This is a genomic window from Gemmatimonadales bacterium (assembly GCA_036279355.1).
Classification (GTDB): domain Bacteria; phylum Gemmatimonadota; class Gemmatimonadetes; order Gemmatimonadales; family GWC2-71-9; genus DASQPE01.
Map to the genome: position 1 here is coordinate 192,125 of DASUJH010000028.1, position 18,777 is coordinate 210,901.

Annotated in this window: 18 protein-coding genes; 12 read left to right on the forward strand and 6 right to left on the reverse strand. The window is 69.0% G+C overall.

Annotation, left to right across the window (positions count from 1 at the left end):
- Window positions 1-4 precede the first annotated feature (4 nt).
- Both VFW66_08410 and fae read right to left on the reverse strand, forming a co-directional pair.
- Window positions 5-880, reverse strand: a complete 876-nt coding sequence (locus tag VFW66_08410) for an NADP-dependent methylenetetrahydromethanopterin/methylenetetrahydrofolate dehydrogenase (GenBank protein ID HEX5386705.1) — start codon at window positions 878-880, stop codon at window positions 5-7.
- Window positions 881-1,012: 132 nt separating this feature from the next.
- The gene (gene fae / locus VFW66_08415) at window positions 1,013-1,525 is read right to left on the reverse strand and encodes a formaldehyde-activating enzyme (protein ID HEX5386706.1); all 513 of its coding nucleotides are present in this window, start codon (window positions 1,523-1,525) and stop codon (window positions 1,013-1,015) included.
- 348 nt (window positions 1,526-1,873) lie between these two features.
- Between fae and VFW66_08420 the strand changes: the two genes are divergently transcribed.
- The gene (locus VFW66_08420; GenBank protein ID HEX5386707.1) at window positions 1,874-2,881 is read left to right on the forward strand and encodes a hypothetical protein; all 1,008 of its coding nucleotides are present in this window, start codon (window positions 1,874-1,876) and stop codon (window positions 2,879-2,881) included.
- Window positions 2,882-2,903: 22 nt separating this feature from the next.
- On the opposite strand, the gene VFW66_08425 is transcribed toward VFW66_08420, so the two are convergent.
- A complete protein-coding gene (locus tag VFW66_08425) occupies window positions 2,904-3,365 on the reverse strand; it encodes a nuclear transport factor 2 family protein (protein ID HEX5386708.1) in 462 nt (153 codons plus the stop codon).
- A gap of 1,114 nt (window positions 3,366-4,479) precedes the next feature.
- Here VFW66_08425 and VFW66_08430 point away from each other — a divergent pair.
- The 4 genes from VFW66_08430 (at window position 4,480) to VFW66_08445 (ending at window position 8,905) form a co-directional block, all read left to right on the forward strand.
- Entirely contained in the window at window positions 4,480-4,788 is a 309-nt protein-coding gene (locus VFW66_08430; GenBank protein ID HEX5386709.1) for a hypothetical protein, read from the forward strand.
- A 98-nt stretch (window positions 4,789-4,886) separates the two neighbouring features.
- Window positions 4,887-5,306, forward strand: a complete 420-nt coding sequence (locus VFW66_08435; GenBank protein ID HEX5386710.1) for a hypothetical protein — start codon at window positions 4,887-4,889, stop codon at window positions 5,304-5,306.
- A gap of 104 nt (window positions 5,307-5,410) precedes the next feature.
- Window positions 5,411-7,984, forward strand: a complete 2,574-nt coding sequence (locus VFW66_08440) for a helicase-related protein (GenBank protein HEX5386711.1) — start codon at window positions 5,411-5,413, stop codon at window positions 7,982-7,984.
- Window positions 7,985-7,999: 15 nt separating this feature from the next.
- Window positions 8,000-8,905 carry a DMT family transporter gene (locus VFW66_08445; GenBank protein ID HEX5386712.1) on the forward strand — a complete coding sequence of 302 codons (906 nt, stop codon included), beginning with the start codon at window positions 8,000-8,002 and terminating at the stop codon, window positions 8,903-8,905.
- 34 nt (window positions 8,906-8,939) lie between these two features.
- Here VFW66_08445 and VFW66_08450 read toward each other — a convergent pair whose 3' ends face one another.
- Window positions 8,940-11,009, reverse strand: a complete 2,070-nt coding sequence (locus VFW66_08450) for a methyl-accepting chemotaxis protein (protein HEX5386713.1) — start codon at window positions 11,007-11,009, stop codon at window positions 8,940-8,942.
- 176 nt (window positions 11,010-11,185) lie between these two features.
- On the opposite strand from VFW66_08450, the gene VFW66_08455 reads away from it, so the two are divergent.
- The 5 genes from VFW66_08455 to VFW66_08475 are packed head-to-tail and all read left to right on the forward strand — an operon-like array spanning window position 11,186 to window position 15,268.
- Complete coding sequence (locus tag VFW66_08455; GenBank protein HEX5386714.1) at window positions 11,186-11,638, forward strand: helix-turn-helix domain-containing protein; 453 nt, start codon at window positions 11,186-11,188, stop codon at window positions 11,636-11,638.
- Complete coding sequence (locus tag VFW66_08460) at window positions 11,620-12,747, forward strand: hypothetical protein (protein ID HEX5386715.1); 1,128 nt, start codon at window positions 11,620-11,622, stop codon at window positions 12,745-12,747. The genes VFW66_08455 and VFW66_08460 overlap by 19 nt, the downstream gene beginning before the upstream one ends.
- Complete coding sequence (locus VFW66_08465; protein ID HEX5386716.1) at window positions 12,744-13,340, forward strand: hypothetical protein; 597 nt, start codon at window positions 12,744-12,746, stop codon at window positions 13,338-13,340. The genes VFW66_08460 and VFW66_08465 overlap by 4 nt, the downstream gene beginning before the upstream one ends.
- Before the next feature lie 37 nt (window positions 13,341-13,377).
- A complete protein-coding gene (locus VFW66_08470) occupies window positions 13,378-14,604 on the forward strand; it encodes a 4-hydroxy-3-methylbut-2-enyl diphosphate reductase (GenBank protein HEX5386717.1) in 1,227 nt (408 codons plus the stop codon).
- Window positions 14,605-14,617: 13 nt separating this feature from the next.
- Complete coding sequence (locus VFW66_08475; GenBank protein ID HEX5386718.1) at window positions 14,618-15,268, forward strand: cyclase family protein; 651 nt, start codon at window positions 14,618-14,620, stop codon at window positions 15,266-15,268.
- Window positions 15,269-15,277: 9 nt separating this feature from the next.
- Here VFW66_08475 and VFW66_08480 read toward each other — a convergent pair whose 3' ends face one another.
- Complete coding sequence (locus tag VFW66_08480) at window positions 15,278-16,249, reverse strand: DUF72 domain-containing protein (protein HEX5386719.1); 972 nt, start codon at window positions 16,247-16,249, stop codon at window positions 15,278-15,280.
- Window positions 16,250-16,264: 15 nt separating this feature from the next.
- Window positions 16,265-17,218 (reverse strand): ring-cleaving dioxygenase, encoded by a 954-nt coding sequence (locus VFW66_08485; GenBank protein ID HEX5386720.1) that lies wholly within the window; start codon window positions 17,216-17,218, stop codon window positions 16,265-16,267.
- Window positions 17,219-17,379: 161 nt separating this feature from the next.
- Here VFW66_08485 and VFW66_08490 point away from each other — a divergent pair, with 161 nt between their 5' ends.
- Together VFW66_08490 and VFW66_08495 are read left to right on the forward strand one after the other, a co-directional pair.
- Window positions 17,380-18,171, forward strand: coding sequence for an NRDE family protein (locus VFW66_08490; GenBank protein ID HEX5386721.1), 792 nt, complete (start codon window positions 17,380-17,382; stop codon window positions 18,169-18,171).
- A 67-nt stretch (window positions 18,172-18,238) separates the two neighbouring features.
- Entirely contained in the window at window positions 18,239-18,769 is a 531-nt protein-coding gene (locus VFW66_08495; protein HEX5386722.1) for a hypothetical protein, read from the forward strand.
- Window positions 18,770-18,777: the final 8 nt, after the last annotated feature.

Below are 18,777 nucleotides of genomic sequence, written 5' to 3' on the forward strand. Positions count from 1 at the left end.
GCGCTCAGTCCTCGTTCCGGGCCACCAGCTCGCGCGCCACCTTGAAAATCGCCTCGGCGTCGAGCACGAGATCGTTTCGCTCGAACAGCTTGACGATGCACGCCTTGTGGAGCTTGGTCTTGAAGTTGCCTATGCCGAAAGCGCCGAACACCTTCACCCCGTCGCGCTCGACGCCGGCATCTTCGAGCTCGACGCCCTCGATGCCGAGCGGCGGCACGGCGTTGAGGTCCACGGCGATCGTGAGGCCTTTCCGGTTGGCCCACGCCGCCCTCGGAACCATGAGCACCCCGGCCGGCCCCGAGTTGAGCAGGATGTCCGCGTCCTCGAGCACCTCGGCCGCGTGCGAGGCGTCGGACATGCCGACGATGTCGACGTGGACTTGAAATCGCTCCTGGATGGAGCGGCGCGCCTTCTCGCCCTGCTCGGGCCTGCGCGAGGTGATCGTGACGTCGGCGCCGTCCTTGGCAAGGAGGCCCGCCGCGCGCTGCCCCACGGGGCCGGTGCCGGCCAGGATGACGACGCGCTTGCCGCGCACATCGCCCACCGCCTGCTCGATGCGCACCACCGCCGCCACCGCGGTGGTGTTCGAGCCGTTGGAGTCGAGCATGACGGAGACCCGGTACGACTCGAACATCGCGTCGAGCGCCATCGCGAGCAGTTGTTCGCCCGCCGCCATGTTGCTGCCGCCGATCCAGATGGCCGTGTTCTTGAGGTCCCGCGGACCGCGCGTGAAGATGCAGCCGTGCACCAGGTCACGCACGTCGGTGTCGGTGACGCCGCCGTAGCTCAAGATCACGTCGGCTGCGGCGTCGTAGGCCACCACCTGATCGAACACGCTCGGCAACCGGGAGCTGTCGAGCTGCAGCAAGAGCTTGCGCATCGCGGGCGATCACTCCTCTCGGGTCGACGGGACACGCGCGGCGCACCCGGCGGCGGTGGCGTCGTAAGCAACGAGGGGCGCCCGCGGCGGGCCGCCCCTCGTCGAATCTCGAACCTGCGTAGCGGCGGACGATCAGCCCTCGGCGCCGCTCGCGAACGGATGCCGCGCGCTCTTGTACTTGGAGAGCACCTCGTCCACCGACGGCTTGCCGGCGAGCGCGCGCTGGATCGACTCCTTCACCGCCTGATAGTTGTAGTCGTAGATCTTCTTGTCGTCGTCGGCCTGCCAGTGGATGAACACGCCGACCAGGATGCAGTAGTCGTTGGCCTTGTCCTTCGGAATGACGCCCGAATCGACGCTGTCCATCACCGCCCGGGCGACCGCGGCCTGCGCCGGCCCGAACATCTGCACCGCCTGCTTGGCGCCCTTGATGGTGACCTTGTTGAAGAGCACCGTGTCGGGCTTGCAGGGGAGGTTCGGGGTCACCACGGCGAGCAGGGTGGTGAAGCCATCGGTGTTGCGCGAGAGGGCCTGGGTGAAGGCGGCGCCCAGGGGCCCCGACTTCGACCCGATCATCAGGTCGATGTGGGCGACTTCATTGCCCCCGCCGACGAGGGACTCGCCAATGAAGAAATCCGCGGCCATGGGTGCCTCCATTTTCGGTTCGGTAAACATGGACAGAATTTTACGGAGCATGATCGAATCCGCGCGCTGGAGTTCGGGTGCAGGAGCAGCGCGGCGGCCGGACGGGGCCACGCAGTCCCGCCAAGGCGGGTAGCTCGGGCGTTGATTGATCCACGCGACGAAAGCGGCCCTAGTATGGGACTGGCTTGGAAGCCTGTCAAGTTTGCCGTCAGCACGTGACCGAGGCTGCGTACATGAAACTGGATTGTTCAATACGCGGTGCTCCAAGGCCCGTACAAACGCCGAAGTGGCAATCTCGCGGGGAATCTACCGGACTCCCGTGCCTCCATTCTCACGAGAGGGACCACCATGACCGACGAGCTTCGACCCTTGGACCGGCAAACCTTTTGCGCTCAGCATCTTATGACCACCACGCCTCCGATTTGGCACGATCGAAACAAGTTGGAGGTCTTCGCAATCGCCTGCCCACCAGGGAGCGTTCATGGCGGTCAGCTCGAGTACACACGTTGGCCCGATGTTGCGCTCCCGGCACAGGGAGCATGGGTGGGTATCAAGGACACCGTTGAACATCGAGAAGGCGTTTACGATTACGTGCCACTGGCCGAAGGCAGAAACGCGTGCGAATGGCACGTCAACTTCGCCGACCCAAACCTGTTCGTGGCCTATGGCTCCCCCCTTTTGGCACAAGACGAGCTTCAGGTGTTGGAGCACCCGGCACTCGGCGCGCTGAAAGAGGCGCTCGGCGCGGCGCGGACCCCGATGCTCACGACGGAACGGGGGCGGCCGACGCCGATTTTGGTGCTCGGTGCAGAACGCCGATGCAAGGTCGCCACGGATCGGAGCGTCGACGAGGGCCGGCCCGATGGTCTATACGGTCAGGCATTCGCGCGGGCCACACTGGAGACCGTCCGCCGCGCGACGCGCCGCGTCGAGCCGCCGACAGTTACCAATCTCATCGCAATGACGGCTCCGAGCGGAGGGTATGGCCGATACAGCGCATCCGAAGTCGAAAATATCTTGGCCACCGCGTGGTCGGCATTTCGAGCGGCCTGCGTAGAGACGGCCCGACACGCGGGCACTGACTGCTCAGTTATCGTGCACACCGGCTTCTGGGGATGCGGTGCTTTCGGTGGCAATCGGGAGTTAATGGCGATGGTTCAGGTGATCGCTGCTCGGATGGCGGGCGTGCGACAGCTCGTGTTTCATACCTTCGATCGCGGAGGCACGGCCGCGTTCAGCAAAGCTCTGTGCAATATCGAGCAGGAGTTCCCGACTGCCGAAGCGCTGCCCACCCGACGGCTCATTGAAGGCATAGCGGGGCTGGGCCTCGTCTGGGGGGAGAGCGACGGAAACTGACCTTCGCTCGGGCGGCCTGCCGTCAAAGTCCTGACAGATTCGCCTCGGTCGCGCCGTCGGACAGCCGCGGGAAGTGTCCCGTCCGAACAGCGGACGCTGGGCTTGGTACTACGGTGCACAGATCGATCCGGTCGATTTCGCCTTTTGCCACCTCCAGGAGAACGAGAGCGACCGGTTCGTTGGTCCGACCCTGGTGCAACAACACGCATGGACGGCCCGGCCACGCCGACACCAGACGAATGCGCGCCCCCCGCTGGTCGCCGCACAGTCCAAGCTCCGCACGCACGGCGGCCTCAGGGGTCGCTCGGATGGTCGCCATCTTGCCGCGCAGGTATTCGGCGATTGCCTCGCGGCCCCGCAATGGCATCATAACGTTCTGTGATTCGTAGACCGCCTGCGCGCTGAGATGCGATATCACACGGTCCGCATCAAGCTCGTTCCACGCAAGTGCGTACTCACGGATCAATTGCTCTTCGGTCGGCACAGTTCGCCCTCGTGGCACAGGTATGGCCAACGTGGAACGCATCGCGCGCACGCGTATTTGGATTCAGCGGAGCCCGAACGGCACCACGTTTCGAACTGCATGTCACAGAACTGCGGCTGCTCGGGCCGCTTCGCGTAGCGCGGGCCAACGAAAACGACCGCGGCACTCAACGCCGAGTTCCTGGGAGGCGGCTCGGACATAATAGCGGTAAGTCGCGCGTAGCAGCTCATCCCGATTTGGGGCGCTGTCAGCGACATCGCGCAGCCCCTTCTCCCAAGTTTCGTCCTCCCGCTGGAAAACATCGTACAAAGCCTGCTATCATCCGGGGGCAACTCGACGTCCTTCAACTCATCTAGCACGCGTGCCCAACTCCAACAGAGCGAGCCGCTCGCCGGGCGATGTCGCGAAGACGCGGGCCGCACGTGTTTCGCGGACCGCGAACGCGAGAAAGACGGCCGCGCTATCAGGGCTGCAAAGTTCGGGTACAGTGACGTGTGGTTCCGGGGGAGGCCCGTTGGCCTGCGCTCGCACTGGGGTCGAGATGAGCAGGAGCGCAGCTGCGCAAGTCATGACGTGCTGAAGGCGAATGCGCCATTGCATTGGGCTTACCCTCTCATTTCAGGTGTTCACCTTTCCCGCGTGCGCACTTTCCCTGCCCTCAAGTGCTCGATGAATCCCTTCGATGCGCTCGTTCAACGCGACAGGAAGCCTTTCCCAGCGAGGCGAGCTCGAGCGGGCGTTTGCGGCGGAAGCGGAACTGTCGGTTATATAAGCGGACCACAAATTGTGCGCGAGGATCCGTAAGGTCCTATCTCCGCGATAACTCTACAGCGCAATGAAATGCTCCGATCCTCGCGACAAGTGCCGCGCCTCGATGCCTGCAGCCATGATTTGACGAAGCGCGTCGCCGCACCCCCGCGCTCGCGCTACTCGTCAGCGAGGTCGTAGCCGCATTGAACAACTGCGTAGCTCGTGAACATCGCGGCCATCCAGTCGGGCAAGTGTGGAACGCGCAGTCCCACCGCTTCCTACCTCCAGGCTAAGTCGATTTGACCGTCGTTTAGCTTCGGTGTATATTCGGTTTTCGATATACCCACAGCTCAGGACCAGTCCGATGACCGCACGGAAGCTCCAGCCGAGGGAGCGCTGGCTCCGTTATCTCAACCGGCTGAGCGCCGGTGGACGGAGCAACATGTACGGAGCCGTTCCCTATCTCGCCGCGGCATTTGGCCTCGACCGGCAAACGGCCTTTCAACTCGTCTGCGAGTGGGTGGACGCCCACCAGCCGGCGGCGGATTCGACGCCCACGCCTCCGAAGTCGCGCGGCGTCGACGCTCCGGCCACCGCAACGGTCGCGGCCAGCCGGCCTGCCAGGAAGGCTGGCGTCAAGCGCAAACGCCCGCGCGTCCGGCGCGCCGCCTGACCTCCCGGCCCGAAGCCGCCGCTTAACCGGAGCCGCCTCCCGGCGTCCCTCTCCGCGGATGGCCCCTCGGGTCGTCCGACTCTCACATCGAGGCCGTTATGAAGACCAGCATCCTGGTGGGTGGTATCGCGCTCGCCCTGACGCTCGCGGCCCAACCGGCTCGGGCGCAGATCGTCGAGGCGGGCGTCGTCATCCGCAGCGGGCCGGTCGCCGGACACGTCATCTACGGGCCGCCGGTGCGCCGAGTCGTGGTGGAGCGCTACGCGCCGCGGGTGATCGTGGTGGAGCGCGTGCACGTGCCGCACGGTCGGGCGAACGGCTGGTGGCGCAAGCACGGCTACCGCGCCACGACGGTTTACTACTACGGCGACGACGGCCGCTACTACGATCGTGGCTTCGACGGCCGCACGCGCGTTCGCGCCGTTGTGGTGTACGAGCGCGGTGGCCGCTACTACCGGCCGGACGACGACAACTGGCGCGACCGCCGACCCTACCGCGGCCACGACCGGGACGACTGATCCGACTCGCGCCTTCCGTCGCTCGATCTCTCCGATCCGGCTCGCCGTCCTTACCGAACGCCCCCGCATCCGCGGGGGCGTTCGCGTGTCCCTATCTTCCCCGCATGGAGACGCGGCGCAATCACCAGCTTCCGCCCGACCTCGAGGCGTATCTCCGGGCGCCTCACCCGAACGGTCGCGTCATCGTGATTGCCCCGACGCGCGCCGCCTGCGAGACGATCGAGCTGGCACTCGGCCTTCATCTCGATACCCTGCTCGAACGCGAGCACGGCGACGAGCTGCGCGCGTGGGCCGCTGCGGGCAAGCCGTTCGGCATCGTCGCTGGCACCGGCGTCGGCAAGACGCTCGGCATCCGTCCGATCGCCGAGGCGATTCTGCGCGAGCCGCTCAAGGTGGGTGTGGTGAACCGCGAGCGCGAGGCCACACCCGACACGCCCGGCTGGAACGTGGTGATCGTCACCACGGGCATCGCGCGGCGCTGGTTCGAAGACGGCCTCATCACCGGGCGCGATACGCTCGTGGTGGACGAAATCCATCAGACTTCCGCCGAGCTCGAGCTCTGCCTGGCGCTCGGCAAGCGCGCGGGCTGCCGGTTCATCTGGCTCAGCGCGACGGTGGACCCCGCCTTCTACGCGCATTATCTCGACAGCGCGGAGGTGCTGGTCACCGAGGCCTTCGATCCGGCGCGCAAGGCGCGCGTGAAGGTGCTGCCGCAGAAGCCTGGGGAATTTCTCGACGAGCGCTTCATCCGCCACGTGATGAAGGAGCGCCGCGGCGTCGCCGTGTTCGTGCCGACGCGCGCCGAGGTGGAGCAACTCGCCGAGTCGCTCGGGGAGCAGTGGCGCCGGCTCACGACCGCGTTCTATCACGGCGGCGAGCCGATTCGCGTGATCCGCCCCTTTCTCGAGGGCGAGGTCGAGCATCCTTGGCTGCTCGCAATGACCGCCGCGGGCCAGTCGGCGCTCAACCTGCGCGGGCTCGACACCGTGGTGATCTACGACGCGCGCTACGGTAACGTGGTGGACCGCGGCCGCAACGTGCTGCACCGGATGTATCTCGGCGCCAATGAAATCCTGCAGATGGCCGGGCGGGTGCACGGGCGCGTTTCCGGCGGCGAAGTGTTTATCCTCAGCGACCGGCCACTCGTCTTCGAGGAGCTGCGCCCCGGCCCGCCCGAGTTCCAGCTCGCCGGCGATGCCGAGCGTGTCGCCATCACCTGCGCCGCTCTCGGCGTCGACGCGCGCGATCTGGATCTTCCGGTGCCACTCGACCGCATCGCCTACCGGCGCGCCGTCGAAACCCTCACCCGGCGCGGCCTGGTGGAGCAAGGCAGGCTCACCGCATACGGTCGCGCCGTCGAGGCGCAGCCGGTGGAGCGCCCGTGGGGCGAGTTGCTGGTGCACGCCGACGCCGAGCTGGTGCCAGTGGTCGCCGTCTGTTCCAGCATCGACTCGCTCCACCGCATGACCCGCGAGGAGCGCGACCTGCACGGCGTCGTGGTGAACGGCAGCGACCATCTCACCGCCTACAATCTCTACGCCGAGGCGGTGGAGGAGCACGGCTACCTGGGCGAAGTGTACGGCCTGCCGCGTCATCTCTTCGACGAGGGACTCGAGGAATGGGCCGAGCGCCGCGGCGTGCTGGTCAAGGCTGTGGAGGACGCGGCCCTCGGCACGGCGTCGGTCTATCGCTCGCTCGAGTTGCCGCTGCCGGCCCGGCTGCCGCGCGCCTCCCGCGAGGTGCGGCGCCGCTGGGGTGATCTGATCGCCCGCATCATGCCGTTCGATCTCGTGATCGACGAGCAGACCGCGGACGGGCAGCCCGCCCGGGTATCGAAGACGTCGGTGGCGGGAAGCTGGGGCGCGGTGGCGGGCTCCCTTCGCTACTTCGCCGACCGCTTCGGCGTGCCGCGTGCCGCGATCGAGGGCACGACGCTGCCGTACGATCTCGTCCGCGAGCACGCTACGTGGGGAGCACCGGCCGTGGAGGTTACCGCATCCCGGCGGCAGCCGGGGCTCCTCGTACGCCGGGCGCGGCACTACTTCGGGTTCGACCTGGAGACCGAAGCGGAGCCGATCGACGGCGAGATTCCCGAGGCCCTCCGCGAGGCGGCGCGGGATGCACTCACCGATGCCCTCATCGCGGGTGACACGATCCACCCCGATCAGGGTCGCCTCCGGCGCGCGCTGGCCGAGCTGGACGACCTCTGGCGCCGCTCGGGCGGGACGATCCGGACGGCGCGCGCCGATTACGTGCGCGGCCTCCTGCGGCGCCAGCTCCACGGCATCATCAGTTGGGATTCGTTTCTCCGCACGCGGCTCGCGCTCGACCCGGCGGCGCTGGTGGACGCCGCGCTCCGCACCCGGCTGGCCGAGCTGCCGGCGAGTGTGCGGCTCAAGGGCGACGCCGTCCCGCTCGAGTACGATATCGAGAGCGGCGAGCCGGTCGTTCGGGTCCGGCTGCGCGAGGGCCAGGCGCGGCGGCTCGAGCCCCGCGACCTCCCCGCGCTCGACCGGCCCATCCACTTCGAGGTAGTGCGCGGGCGGCATCCGCCGCTTCGCGCGAACACGCTCGCCGCGCTCAAGGAGGAGTTGCGGCGCCTGCCCAAGCGCGAGCTGCGCGAGCGGAGGCAGGAGCGCTATGGAGCGCGCCGCCCGCGCGGCCGCGCGCGCGACTAGCGGGCGGGGTTCGTTCTGGTCCACCTCGCACTTGTCGTCGTCCAGCTCCTGTTCGCGAGCCTCGCGATCGCGGGGCGGTACGTGCTGCGCGAGCTGCCGCCCGGCGCGCTCGTGCTCTTCCGGGTGGCCGGCGCCGCGACGGTGTTGACGCTCGTGAACGGGCTGCGCGGCGGCCCCTGGGTGCGTGACCGGCGCGACCTTCGCCGCCTCGTCGTGCTGGGCCTGCTCGGCATCGCGGCAAACCAGACACTCTTCCTCTTCGGCCTCCGCCACACCACGGCCATCAACGCGACCATCCTGGTCAGCTCGACGCCGGTGTTCACCGTGCTCGGCTCGGTGCTCCTCGGGCGCGAGCCCCCGTCGGCGCTCAAGCTTGCGGGGATCGCCCTCGCGGCGGCGGGCACGGTGTATCTGATCGGGCCGGAGCGAATCTCGCTCGCGCCGAGTGAGGCGCTGGGCAATCTGCTCATCGTGCTCGCGATGATGTGTTACTCGGCGTATTTCATCTTCGCGAAAGACGTGGTGAGCCGCTACGACTCGCTCACGATGAGCGCGTACGTGATGGTGGGCGGTCTGGCGGGCGTGTTGCCGGTGGGCCTGATGGGGCTCAGCGCGCTGCATCCTGCGTCGGTGCATCCGGCGACCTGGGCGTGGGCCGCGTACATCGTCGCGTTCCCGACGATCGTGACCTATCTCCTCAACATCTGGGCGCTCGGGCGGGCCTCGTCGAACGTGGTGGCGGTCTACATTTACCTGCAGCCCATCTTCGCCGCGGCGATCGCGCCCCTCGTACTCACGGGCGAGAGCCTGACGGCGCGAGCGGTGGGTGCCGGCCTCGCGATCTTTGCCGGGCTCGCGCTCGTGCTCTGGGCGGAAAGCCGCCAGCGGCGCGAGGTGGCGATAGAGCCGGTGGGAGAGTGATGCGGCGCGGCGCTGGTCGCCGCCGCGGCGAAAGTTACAGCAGATGCTCGAGCTGTCGCCCGACGGCGACCAGCCGGTCGGCATTGCGCCGGAGCTCCGTCGCCGTCGCCATCTGCTGCTGGACGGCGGCCGCGGCGTCCTCCGCGCGCGTGAGCTGCCCGTGGGCCACCTCGGTGCTCCGATGCACCGCGGCCTCGATCGTCGCGGTCGCCGACTGCAGGACATCAGCTCGCTCCTTGAGCGCCGTGGCGGCCTCGCCGAGCGTCTCGAGTCGCTGGTGCGCCGTCGCGAACAGCGTGCGCCCGGCGCGCCCGCGTGTTGCCGCCGCTTCCATGTCGTCGAGCACGCGGGCGAGCGCCACGACCGCGCGCTCGATCTCCTCCCGGATGCCGGCGACGAGCCGCCCGATGTCGCGCGCGGACGTTCCGCTGTCCTCCGCCAGCTTGCGCACCTCCTCGGCCAGCACGGCAAACCCCTGACCCTCGGCGCCGGCGCGGGCGGCCTCGATGGCCGCGTTGAGCGCGAGCAGGTTGGTCTGAAACGCGAGCCCGCTGATGGCGCTGCTGATCTGTTCGATCTGATCGCCGCGGGCCACCAGCGCGTCGACTTCGCCCCGCACCACGCCGAGCGCCTGCATCGCGCGCTCGACCTCACGCGCCAACTCCTCGGAGCTCCGCACGAGCGCCTCGCCGTGATCGGCCACGGCCTGTCCCACCTCCTGGCTGCGGCCGGCTTCCGCGCGCACCTCTGCGGCCACCGCCGCCGTGTCGAGCGCGGCACCGCGCACTTCGGCCAGGTCGCTCACCTGCTGCCGTGCCCCACCGGCCGTGTCAAGCGCGCCGGCATTCGAGACCTGTGCCGTGCTCTCGAGCTGCGCGCCCGCCGCGGCGAACGAGCTCGCGAGCTGGGCGAGCTCGGATGCTGTCGCGCGGAGCTCGCGATCGGCGAGCTTGGCGCGGAGCACCGCCGCAAGCGGGCCGGCGAGCCGGCGGACCGAGCTCAGCTCTCGCGCGCCGAACCCGCCGGCGAGCCGGCCGGCAAGGCGCAGTTCTCCCACGAGCCCGTGCTCGTCCGCGAGCGGAAACGTGAGCCCGGATGCCGCGGCGTCGAAGCGGACGTCGTCCGCGAGCGGCGCGGCGGCCCAGTCGCCGCCCGGCTCACCTGCGGACGCGAGGAGACGCGGTTCGCTGCCGCCGTTTCCTCCCGGGGCGGTGGAGGCGACGCGAAGCATCGCGCCGTGCACGTCGAACGTGACGCAGAGGTGCTTGAGCAGATCGGCCGAGGCCGTGGCGAGGTCGCGCGCGAGCAACACGCGAATCTGGAGCTCGCGCGACACCGCTTCGAGCCGCCGGTCGTGGAAGATCCGGTTGCGGAGAAGGGCCACGCCGAAGCCGAGCGCCAGGAGCGCGGGGAGCGCCATGGCGACGGGGAAGCCCGGGCTCAGCGAATGCCGCAGCGCGGGCACGTACGATTCCAGCCAGGCTGGGCCCATGCCGAGGACGATCGCGGCCACAGCGATATCGACGCTCTGCCGTCGGCCTGCGGCCATGGGAAGCTTCCGCCGCGCCCACACGAGCACGCCGACGCTCACGAGAAACGCGGCGAGGTTGAGCCCCTGCCCCCGCGCGACGCCGTCCACGACCTCGAAGACTTCCGCGCCGCCGCCCAGCACTGCTCCCAGCGCGACCAGAAAGAGCACGCCGTGGAGCAGGTACCAGCCCGCCACGGGCCCACGCCAGCGCCGCTCGCGGTGCGGCCAGCCGAGCGCGAGGGCGAAGTGCACGAGGCTTGGCGCGTGCATCCAGGAGCCCACGCCATACGCCACGAAGAGCCCCGCCGATGGGAGGCCCGTACGCGGCAGCAGCGAGACGAGCGCGAAGTAGGTGGTCCAGCCGGCGAGCTGCACGAGGAACGGCAGGCTCGCCGGGGAGCGCGGCGCCTGCCGGAACGCGACCACACCGACGCCCCAGCAGAACGCCCCCTCGAGCGCGAGCCAGAGGAGCGTGTGCCCCTCCGGTCCGGAGCGCACGCGGCCGGCGGTGAGCGCAAGGCCGCCGAACAACACCGCGAGGCTCGCCACGGCAATGGCGAGACCCAGGGGCACGTGTGCGCCCCGATCGGCGGCGCGCGTCCTGCTAAGCGTCGAGGTTGTCACGGGATGGCTGTAATGGTAGCGAGTCGGCGCGTCGGTCGAAACTGGGGGGCGCCGTGGAGTTGTCCGGCGCCGCCAAACGTCACGGATTGAAACTTTGGACCCCAATGAGCGTATCTTCAGGCACCATGGAAGCGACCTCATTCGACCGGCTCCCCTCGGTCTTTTCGCCGCTCGCCAAGTCGGTGCTCGATGGGTTCAGCGAGGGCGTCGTCGTGTTCGACCGCGACGGCCGTGTGCTATACCTGAATCAGCCGGCCCGGGACGCGCTCGCGAGCGTTGACGTGAGCGAAACGGCGAGCGACCTGCAGGTCCGCCTGGCGGCGCTTGGCGGCCGACTCCGACCGCTTCGGATCGGTGCCCTCGAGCTGGGCGAGGCGATGTTCGTTCCGGGCATCGAAGGGCCGACTACGTTGGCCGAACGCGAGAAGCAGGCTATCGTCAAGACGCTGGACGCGCATGGGTGGAAGCTGGCCGAGACGGCGCGACACCTCGGTATCAGCCGCACCACGCTGTGGCGCCGCCTCAAGGCGTATGGACTGCACCGCGACGGCCGGAGCAAATGGTCGCAACCTTCGTAGCGCTCACACTCGCCGCCTTCGCTCCGCTCGTTCAAGACACCACTTCCACCTTTACCGACTCGACCGCTCTCCCTCTCTCCACATCAATCGGCGATACGCTTGCGGACGAGCTGACCGAACCGCGCGGCTCCGGCATCGCTTACGAGCGGCTCTTCGACGCGTTCCGGTTCGACCGGGTCCAGGGCGTCTCGTTCGGATTGGGTTATCGCCTGGAGCTGCCCGGCCTCGCGTACACCACGCTGCATGGGACTGCGCGCTACGGCATCTCCGACGAGCGGCTCACCGGCCGGCTCTCGGTGATTCGCGATGCGCCGGGCGGCCGGCTACGCGTGAGCGGCTATCGCGACATTCGCGACGTGGACCCGTTGGCACCCGGACCGAATCTGCGCAACACCTTCAACGCGACCTTCACGGCGCACGACAACGGCGACTACGCGCTCGCCACGGGTGGCGAGGTGAGCTACCGGACATTGCTGGGCGAGACGGGGCTCGAGCTCGAGGTGAGCGCGCGGGCCGAGCGCGAAGAGTCGGTGCGGCGCCGGGCATCATCGGCGGTGAACGACTGGCTCGGCGGTGACGGCGAGTTCTCGGACAACCCTCCGATTGATGAAGGCACGTTCGGCGGTCTCACGGCAAGGCTGGCGGGCGGAGACCGGATACAGTGGTGGATCGCGGCGGACGGACTCGCCGGCGCCGGGACCGCCACCGGCAGACTGTATGGAGAGATACGACGCGATTTCGGCGAGGCGGATGGCGTGACACTCCGCGCTCAGGGCGGCATCGCGACTGTGCCCACGCTTGCGCAGATGGCGTTTCGCGCCGGCGGGCTCGCTACGGTGCGCGGTTTCGACTATGGCACCCAACGCGGCCAGGCGTTCTGGTCGGCGCAGCTCGACGTGGCGCCGATTCCCGCCCGCATCCGTCCCGTGGCGTTCATCGACGCCGGGCGCTCGGCGGCCGCGCGCGATCTCTTCTCCGGCCGAGTGCTGGTGGGCGCGGGTATCGGGCTCTCGCTCTTGCGCGGCGCGCTTCGCTTCGACCTGAGCCGCCGCCTCTCGCCGGACGTGGCGACCCTTCGGTTCGACATCGTGGTAGGCGGCGTGCGATGAGCCGGGCGGTGCGAATCGGCCGGGGCCGGTCCCGGGCATGGTGCACGCAGGCGGCGCTCGCGCAGGCGGCGCTCGTGGGGGCGATGGTCGCGGCGGCCGGCGCCGTAGTCGCGTGCGGCGCACGGGGCCGCGGCGGACCGGGTGGCACCGTCCGGCTCAACTGGCACGCGGCCGGGAGCGACTCCGCGAGCGACTCCGCGAGCGGCGCGATGCTGGTGCCGGGCATGGCCACGTGGTGCGAGGGAACGCGCATCGCCGTCGTCACCGCCGCGCAAGGTGACACGGGGCTTGGCATCGTGCTTCACCCGCGCGACAGCCTCGCGGCTGGCACCTACACCATTTCGACTCCGGAACCGCCGTCGCGTACCGATGCGGCCGGGGCTGCGCTTGCGTTCCGCCTCACGACCGCCGCGACCGTCAACGGGTATCGAAGCACCGCGGGCCGGCTCACGCTTACCCGCGTGCGCGCGGGTCGGGTGTGGGGAACGTTTACGGCCCAGGCGCGGCAGCAGGCGGGCACGGGCACGCTCACGCTCGCCGGCGAGCTGACCGGCGTGCCAATGCGGACCGGCGGCCCCGCGTGCGCGTCGTAGGCGCGTGCGCGGGGCCGCCAGCGGTATAATTCCCGGCATGGAATCCACCTACTTCCGCAAGGGCTTCGGGCTCAAGGACGCGATCCAGGGACGGCTCGCAAGCGACTACCACAGCGGCGTCGTCGACCTGCTGCGCGCGAGCGACTACCGGCTCGCCGTCGGGCCGCTCACCTTCCGCCTCGCCCGCGAGTTCGGGTTCTGCTACGGCGTGGACCGGGCGGTGGACTACGCCTACGAGTCGCGCGCCAAGTTTCCCGACCGCCGGCTCTACCTCGTGGGTGAGATCATCCACAACCCGCACGTGAACGAGAAGCTCCGCCAGATGGGGATCCGGGTGCTTCGCCACGGCGCCGACGCCGCATTCGACTTTGCCGAGCTCACACCGGCCGACGTCGTCATCCTGCCGGCGTTCGGCGTGACCATCGGGGATTTCGAGCGGCTGCGCGCCGTGGGCTGCGTAATGGTGGACACGACCTGCGGCTCGGTGCTCAACGTATGGAAGCGGGTGGAGAGCTACGCGCGCGACGGGTTTACGGCCATCATCCACGGCAAGTACTACCACGAGGAGACCAAGGCCACGGCGAGCCAGGTAACCAAGTACCCGGGCGGCCGTCACCTGGTCGTACTCAACATGGCCGAGGCGCGGACGGTGTGCGATTTCATCGAAGGGCGGGGTGAGGCCGCGGCGCTCGCGGAGCGATTCGGCGGGCGCGCCTCGCCGGGGTTCGATTTCGATCGCGATCTCGTCAAAGTGGGGCTCGCGAACCAGACCACGATGCTCTCGGGTGAGTCGCTCGCGATCGCCGACGAGTTTCGCCAGAGCATGATCCGCCGCTACGGCGACTCCGCACTGCCTCAGCACTTCCGCACCTTCGACACGATCTGCTCGGCCACCCAGGAGCGGCAGGACGCGATCCATCAGTTGGTGGAGGAGCCGCTCGACGTGATGGTGATCGTGGGCGGCTACAACTCGAGCAACACCTGCCACCTGGCGGCCCTGGTGCACTCGAAGGGCATCCGCACCTACCACATCGAGGACGCGGACGGGATCGATGCGGCGAGCCGGTCGATCCGCCACCAGCCGGTCGGCAGCAAGCAGGAGCGGGTCGATCGCGACTGGCTCGGCGGCGCCGCGGTCGTCGGTGTGAGCGCGGGCGCGTCGACGCCCAACAACAAAGTGGGCGAGACGCTCGCGCGGATTGCGGAGACGGCGGGCGCGGGCGAGCGGCTGCGCGAAGTGATCGCCGCAGCGGGCGCGCAGTAGCCGCCGCCGCGCCATGCCGCTCATCGATCTGTCACATCCCATCGAAAACGGAATGGTCACCTACCCCGGTCTCCCGGGGCCGCTCATCTGTGACTACATGAGCCGCATCGAGTCACGCGCGCGGTACGCGCCCGGCGTAGAGTTCCAGATCGGGCGGATCGAGATGGTGGCGAACACCGGCACCTATCTCGACTCGCCGTTTCACCGCTACGCCAGCGGCAAGGATCTGGCCGCGCTGCCGCTCAAATGGCTGGCGGGGCTCGACGGCATCGTGGTGCGGATCGCGCCGGATGCGGGGCGCGCGATCGGGCCCGACGCCTTCGAGCTGGACGTAACCGGCAAAGCGGTGCTGGTGCATACCGGGTGGGACCGCCACTGGCGCACCCCGCGCTATCTCTCCGATCATCCCTTTCTCACCGCGGCCGCGGCCGAGCTGCTGCGGGCGGGCGGCGCTCGGCTCGTGGGCATCGATTCGCTCAACATCGATGACGTCGATGACTTCGCCCGCCCGGTGCACTCGACGCTGCTCGGCGCCGAGATCCCGATCCTCGAGCATATGACCAACCTCGGCGCGCTTCCCGCCGCCGGCTTTCGCTTCTACGCGGTGCCGCCCAAGATCGTGGGCTTCGGCAGCTTTCCGGTGCGCGCCTTCGCGGCAGTCTGACTCATCCGGTCACGATCCCGAGCCGGCCTCGGCCACGGTTTCGAGGGCCAGCTCGATGATGGTGCGCGGCGCGCTGCCCTCCAGCCGGTTGTTCACCAGGACATAGGCGGGAATGCGGGTGCGGAGCGCCGCGGTGATGACGCCGAGGAGGTCGGTCCGGACTTCGGGGTCAGGCTCGCGGATGCGGTCGTACGGCGCGAAGGCGTCCACCGCTTCGTCGTAGGTGCGGCCGGGCCGGAGCAGCGCGCGCGCCACGATGAAGGAGCCCGTGAGCACGCCGGGCAGGTCGAGCTGCGTGCCGATCGACGGCATGCGGGTCCACGAGTTGAGCACGTGGGCCACGCCGTGCTCGCGCAGCACCGCGAAGTAGGCGGGGGTGAGAAAATCCTCGTTGCGGATTTCGACCGCGTAGCGGCCTTCACGCGGCAGCTCGCTGAAGAAGGCGTCGAGCAGATCGGCAAAACGCTGGGGCGTGATGCCGCTGGAGCGGAAGATCTGCTGAAATTCGAAGACGAACGCCCCGACGTGGTCGGCGAAGTACGTGCAAGTGGGCTCGTACACGGCCTCGAGGAAGACTTCCGGATTGAGGAAGTCGGGGTTCTTCTGTCCCGCTTTGGTCTTGCTCTGCGCCTTGGTCCAACTGAACGCGGTGAGCTGGTGCCACACCTTGCTCACGCACGGGAAGCCGGGCGGCAGGCGCTCGGCATAGCTCCGGAGCATTGCCTCGGTGGGCGGGGCGTAGAACGTCGAGTCGATGCCGACCGTGCGGAAGAGCGGGAATTTCGCGTACTCGTCGAGCATGGCGGCGGCCATGCCCTTGCCCGCGTAGTCGCGGTGATAGACGAGCCCGCGCCAGCCGGGATACGTCCACGACGACGTCCCGAAGTGGATGAGCGGCGGCACCGCCGCGCCGAGCCGGGCGAGATCTCCCGACCCGGGCGGCGGTGGTGCGTTGTCAAAGCCCTGCGCGTCGTCCGACATGGTCACCGCATCGGATCACGCCGGTGTCGCCACCGGGGCGCGGAGCGGCGGCAGTTCGGCCTCGATCGCCGCGCGATCCGCTTCGAGCCAGGGCGGCAGCACGAGCTTCTCGCCGAGTGCTTCGGGCGGCTCGTCGGCCGCGAAGCCGGGGCCGTCGGTGGCGATCTCCTGCAGGGCGCCGCCCGGCTCGGTGAAATAGACCGAGCGGAACCAGAAGCGGTCGATCACCATTGTCGGCCGGCGCCCCGCCTCCTCGACCCGCGCGCGCACGGCGAGCTCTGTCTCCTGGTCCGGCACCCGCCAGGCTACGTGGTGAATGCCGCCGGTGCCCCAGGCGCCGCGCGCCATGAGCGGCAGCTCGCGAATCTCCACCGCCTGCCCCGACCCGCCGTCGCGCACGCCGAACCGGTGCCACTCGCCATCCTGGCCGAGCGGGCGGAAGCCGAGCGCCGAGGTGAAAAACTCGGCGGTGCGCGTCAGGTCGCGCTGCCACAGGCGCACGCCGTGGAGGCCGCGGATCTGGTGCGGCTCGGGCACGGGACTCCGATCCCATGCGGTGAATTCGCGCAGGTCATCGGAGGCCACGAGCGCCAGCGGCAGTCCGTGCGGATCGGTGAGCGGGAGCGCCTGGTTCCCGAAGCGCACCTCCGGCGCGCCCATGGCCGCGCCATAGCGCGTGAGCCGGTCGGACCAGTAGCCCAGGCTGTCGGCCGGAACGGCGAGGGCCACCTCCTGCGAGAGGCCGGTGCCGGGCCGGGCCGGCGCCATGCCGGGCCAGGGAAAGAACGTGAGATCGCTGCCCGGGTGTCCCTCGGCGTCGGCGTAGAAGAGGTGATAGGTGTCGGGCGCGTCCTGATTGACCGAGCGCTTGACGAGCCGCATGCCGAGGATGCCGGCGTAGAAGTCGAGATTTTCCTGGGCATCGCCCGCGATTGCGGTGACGTGGTGGATGCCGGTGAGCTGGCTCATGTGAACCCTCCGAAGCGTTGCCGCGATACGTATGAAACTATTCGTGGTTCCCTGCGGCTGCTGCGGAGCGCTACCCCCCGGCGGCGGGAGACGGTTACTTGCAGCGCGGTGGCGGCGGTCGGGTCGGCGGCTGGATGACGTGAGGTTTCCCGGGTACGGAAATGTGTCTTGTCCTGATCGCGTTTGAATCGCATCCGCGCTTTTCGATCATCCTCGCGGCCAACCGCGATGAGTTCTACGACCGGCCCACGGCAGCAGCCGCGTTCTGGCCGGAGGCGCCGGCGGTGCTGGCCGGCCGCGACCTGCGCGCGAGCGGCACCTGGCTCGGTATCGATCGCGCCGGCCGCTTTGCCGCGGTGACCAATTACCGTCAAGGCGAGCGGGAGCCGGCGGCCCCGCGGTCTCGCGGACGCCTGGTGAGCGACTTTCTCACGAGCGGCATGGACGCGCGGATGTATCTGAAGCAGGTCGCGCGCGAGGCCGAGCAGTACAACGGCTTCAATCTTCTCGTCGGCGACACGGGGCAGCTCTGGTACTTCTCGAACCGCGAGGGCCGAATCCGCGGCCTGTCGCCCCGGGTCTACGGGCTCAGCAACCACCTGCTCGATTCGCCGTGGCCCAAGGTCACCGCCGGGAAGCACGCGCTCGGCGCCTTGCTGCTCGAGGCCGCGCCCGAGCTCGGCAGCGGGCTGTTGCGGCTGCTCTCGGATCGGCATCAATCTGCCGACCACCTGCTCCCGACCACCGGGGTGGGCCTCGCGTGGGAGCGGCTCCTGTCGTCCGCGTTCATCTCGTCCCCGGACTACGGCACCCGCTCGTCGACCGCCGTGCTCGTCGCCCACGATGGCCGGGTCAGCTTCATCGAGCAGAGCTTCGGCCCGGGCGGCACGCCTGCCGGACAGGCCCACTACGAGTTCGCGCTCGGCGGCTCCCAATCGACGGCGTTCACTTGACACGGTCCGGACGGGCGCGAATCATAGCGAGACATCCGGACCGACCATTTCTCGGCGAGGCCACGTCATGACACCTCGACTCCATCGGCTCGCGGTCCTCGCGCTCGCCGCGGCCATGCTGCCGTTCGGCGCCATCTCTGCGCATGCGCAGTTCGGCAAGCGGCTCGGCGACGCCGTCAGGCAGAACGCGGAGAATCACGCCATCAACACCGTCGTCGAGCACGAGAACCGCGCCATCGACGCGGCGCTCTCGACCAAGCTCTCTTCCGCGGACGAGAGCGCGGGCGACGCGCTGTACACCTCACTCAAGTCCGACGGCCGGGTCACGCTGCAGAACGTGCAGTTCACCTCGGGAACGGCGACGCTCACCGACGAGTCGGCGCCCACGCTCAAGGCACTGGGCTCGATGCTCAAGGCGCACGGCGATGTGCGGCTCCGGCTCGAGGCATACGCCGAGAGCAGGGATGTCAGCGTTGCGCGGGCGCAGGCGATCCAGGAAGCGCTGGTGAAGGCGTATGGAGTGGATGCCGGCCGCGTGCAGCCCGAGGGGTACAAGGGGAAGAGCGGAGAGGAACGGGTGGAGGCGGTGCAGCTCTAGCGCGCGGC

Excerpts from the sequence above, each read along its gene's own strand:
- VFW66_08485 (HEX5386720.1), bottom strand. The coding sequence starts at position 17,218 with ATGAGCCAGCTCACCGGCATCCACCACGTCACCGCAATCGCGGGCGAT.
- VFW66_08475 (HEX5386718.1), top strand. The coding sequence starts at position 14,618 with ATGCCGCTCATCGATCTGTCACATCCCATCGAAAACGGAATGGTCACC.
- VFW66_08430 (HEX5386709.1), top strand. The coding sequence starts at position 4,480 with ATGACCGCACGGAAGCTCCAGCCGAGGGAGCGCTGGCTCCGTTATCTC.
- VFW66_08460 (HEX5386715.1), top strand. The coding sequence starts at position 11,620 with ATGGTCGCAACCTTCGTAGCGCTCACACTCGCCGCCTTCGCTCCGCTC.
- VFW66_08490 (HEX5386721.1), top strand. The coding sequence starts at position 17,380 with ATGTGTCTTGTCCTGATCGCGTTTGAATCGCATCCGCGCTTTTCGATC.
- VFW66_08480 (HEX5386719.1), bottom strand. The coding sequence starts at position 16,249 with ATGTCGGACGACGCGCAGGGCTTTGACAACGCACCACCGCCGCCCGGG.
- VFW66_08435 (HEX5386710.1), top strand. The coding sequence starts at position 4,887 with ATGAAGACCAGCATCCTGGTGGGTGGTATCGCGCTCGCCCTGACGCTC.
- VFW66_08470 (HEX5386717.1), top strand. The coding sequence starts at position 13,378 with ATGGAATCCACCTACTTCCGCAAGGGCTTCGGGCTCAAGGACGCGATC.
- VFW66_08495 (HEX5386722.1), top strand. The coding sequence starts at position 18,239 with ATGACACCTCGACTCCATCGGCTCGCGGTCCTCGCGCTCGCCGCGGCC.
- VFW66_08440 (HEX5386711.1), top strand. The coding sequence starts at position 5,411 with ATGGAGACGCGGCGCAATCACCAGCTTCCGCCCGACCTCGAGGCGTAT.
- fae (HEX5386706.1), bottom strand. The coding sequence starts at position 1,525 with ATGGCCGCGGATTTCTTCATTGGCGAGTCCCTCGTCGGCGGGGGCAAT.
- VFW66_08420 (HEX5386707.1), top strand. The coding sequence starts at position 1,874 with ATGACCGACGAGCTTCGACCCTTGGACCGGCAAACCTTTTGCGCTCAG.
- VFW66_08455 (HEX5386714.1), top strand. The coding sequence starts at position 11,186 with ATGGAAGCGACCTCATTCGACCGGCTCCCCTCGGTCTTTTCGCCGCTC.
- VFW66_08465 (HEX5386716.1), top strand. The coding sequence starts at position 12,744 with ATGAGCCGGGCGGTGCGAATCGGCCGGGGCCGGTCCCGGGCATGGTGC.
- VFW66_08410 (HEX5386705.1), bottom strand. The coding sequence starts at position 880 with ATGCGCAAGCTCTTGCTGCAGCTCGACAGCTCCCGGTTGCCGAGCGTG.